Below are 2720 nucleotides of genomic sequence, written 5' to 3' on the forward strand. Positions count from 1 at the left end.
GCATAGATCGTGCGGCGCATGTTGTACTCGTCCTGAGAAGGGTCAAAGAACGAGTAGCCGCCCTTGGAGTTGCAGTGCCAGATCTCGACCTTGGCGCCGGGGATCGGCTGACCGTTCACGTCGCGCACCTGGCCGGTGAGCCACATGGTCTCGCCATCAGGGTCGCTGCCATCGTCCATCCGCGCAAAGCCTTCCGCCTCGGGGGCGCCGGCCACGTAGAGCGGACCTTCGATGGTGCGCGGGGTGCCGCCGGTGCGCTTGGCTTCGGCGTCGATGGCGTCGTGGCGCATATCGAGGAAATGGTCAAACCCGAGCCCAGGGGACAAGAGGCCGAACTGGGTCTGGCTGCCCAGCGCGTTGAGCAGGTTCACGGCGGCCCAGTACTCCTCTTCGCTGACATCGAAGTCGTCGATCAGCTTGAACAGGTCGCCGACCAGACGATGGACAATCTGCTTGGCGCGGTCGTTGCCACCGGCTTGGTCAAGACCCGCCACGGCATTCAGGAAGGTTTGGACTTCGGGGGTGTCGAAGATTTTTACGGTCATGGTGAAACCCTCTATTTGTTATAGGGTGTTGTTTTATTCATATGAACGGGCGTGTTACGTGGAGAACTAGCTGTCATCGTCGCGCACTGAGGAGGGGTGACGACACAGGGGCTTGACGCTGATCTCCATGTAAGGGAATAGCGGCAAGTTACTGACCAGTTCTTGCAGCTCGGCGTTGTCTTCAACGTCAAAAATACTGACATTCGAGTAGCTACCTGCCACCCGCCACAGGTGACGCCATTTTCCCTGGCGCTGCAGCTCTTGAGAATACGCCTTTTCGGTCGCCTTGATCTTTGCCGCTTGCTCGGCTGGCATATCGGGCGGCAATTTAACCGTCATCTCTACTTGAAACAGCATATAGCTCTCCTCTTTCATCACGGGCAAACGCAGACAGTGGCATGACGTTATTTGCGGTGTCGTTTATTTACGTGCGTAATATGTCAATTTATCTTCATCTAAGCTGATCCCCAGCCCAGGACCTTGCGGCAGGGCAACCCCGAACTCGGTGTAATGAAGCGGCTCAATGACAATGTCATCGGTCAGCAGCAGCGGGCCGAACATTTCCGTTCCCCAGGCCATTTCCGGCAGGGTCGCCCAGGCGTGCAGGGAGGCGGCCGTCCCGATGGTGCCTTCCAAAAGGGTGCCGCCATAGAGGCCAATGCCCGCTGCTTGGGCAAGATGCGCCAGCTCCAGTGCACCGTGAATACCACCGGATTTAGCAATCTTCAGAGCAAAGGCGCCACTAAAGCCGCTGCAGATGAGATCCAACCCATCGCGAGCATCCTGTACGGCTTCGTCGGCGAGCATGGGGACATTGAAACGGTTCGCTAAGCGAACGAGACCGGCGTATTCACGGGCGGGAATGGGCTGCTCAATGAGCTCAATACCAGCATCCTGCAGCGCCTGGATTCCTCGTACCGCCGTGGATTCATCCCAAGCCTGGTTAACATCAACGCGAACGCTGGCCCGGTCGCCCAATGCTTCCTTAATCGCTGCCACATGGCGTACGTCTTGTTCCACCGGGTTGGCACCGATTTTTAGTTTGAAGTCACAGTGACGACGCTGCTCTAAACGCAGCATAGCCTCGTCGATATCCTTGGCCGTATCACCACTGGCCAACGTCCATAGCACGGGCAAGTGCTCCTGGCGTGCGCCGCCAAGCAGCTCGGCTACACTCAGCCCCAGGCGTTTGCCCTGGGCATCTAATAGCGCGGTTTCAAGCGCGGATTTGGCAATCATGTTGCCACGGGCATGTCGATGAAGGCGGGAGCGCAGTTGGTGTACATTGTGAGAGGGCTGGCCAATCAAGAGGGGAGCTAAATAGGTATCAATATTACGCTTGATGCTCTCCGGGCTTTCCGGCCCATAGGCAAGGCCGCCAATGGTGGTGCCTTCGCCAAGACCTTCGATGCCATCAGAGTGACGCATGCGGACAATCACCATGGTCTGGCAAGCCATGGTGGTCATGGAAAGTTTGTGGGGACGGATAGTCGGTAAATCGACCAGTATCGTCTCAATATGTTGGATGACGGTTGACATGGCAGCTCCAGCTTCTGGCAATCATTTGATTGGGTATCAGTTTGATTGGCGTTAGAAGCTGGAACCAATATTGTTTAGGTGCCTAGTCATACCGAAGAGGTATCAACCACACATGACAGCCCTTGAGTGTTACTACATTGTTTGGCTGTTACTAACACATATTTTTTGTTTCAACGTTCAGAAAAACATTCTGCGCCCTAAGTATTAAAAAAAATCAATTTAATCAATAGGTTGAAAAAAACAAAATCGACCACAGCCCCAGGTCATGGTGTCATTAGGTCATGATCGTATTTGCGACAAAAGGATAACCCCTGAATCCGTGAAGCCGGCGCCGACACTTTCCCTATCACCGCCAGCGAGCACTTTTTGATCATTCGCCCCGTGCAAGTTGGCTTTCGCAAGCCCGTTATTGCCAAAACCCACCGTGCTGATCGGTGCTGACGGCCCGTTTTGTCATGCCTTTCCACCCGCCAGGCACGACATATCTGGCGATCGCGTGTCGCTTGGAACTGCTTGTGGATAGAGTGTCGCCGATTGACGGTCAGCATGGCGTTCCTCGTGGATAACGCAGTCGGCTCCGCAGCGTCTTGAGCACCGTCATGCGCCCGATATCCTGCCCGAAGTCGAGGATGATCT

Annotated in this window: 3 protein-coding genes; all 3 read right to left on the bottom strand. The window is 55.4% G+C overall.

Going from position 1 to position 2720, the window contains the following annotated elements; translation table 11 throughout:
* On the bottom strand, positions 1-545 hold a 545-nt coding region (locus A3220_RS16175), incomplete at its 3' end, for a dioxygenase (RefSeq protein WP_290123756.1).
* A 66-nt stretch (positions 546-611) separates the two neighbouring features.
* On the bottom strand, positions 612-902 hold the full coding sequence (catC, locus tag A3220_RS16180; protein WP_062375970.1) for a muconolactone Delta-isomerase: 291 nt from the start codon (positions 900-902) through the stop codon (positions 612-614).
* A gap of 63 nt (positions 903-965) precedes the next feature.
* Positions 966-2084 carry a muconate/chloromuconate family cycloisomerase gene (locus A3220_RS16185; protein ID WP_062375972.1) on the bottom strand — a complete coding sequence of 373 codons (1119 nt, stop codon included), beginning with the start codon at positions 2082-2084 and terminating at the stop codon, positions 966-968.
* Positions 2085-2720 lie beyond the last annotated feature (636 nt).

The sequence above is a fragment of the Halomonas sp. KX33721 genome (assembly GCF_001596805.1).
Lineage (GTDB): Bacteria > Pseudomonadota > Gammaproteobacteria > Pseudomonadales > Halomonadaceae > Vreelandella > Vreelandella aquamarina.

Bases quoted from the DNA above. Each gene is read 5' to 3' on its own strand.
- A3220_RS16185 (WP_062375972.1), bottom strand. From the start codon at position 2,084: ATGTCAACCGTCATCCAACATATTGAGACGATACTGGTCGATTTACCG.
- catC (WP_062375970.1), bottom strand. From the start codon at position 902: ATGCTGTTTCAAGTAGAGATGACGGTTAAATTGCCGCCCGATATGCCA.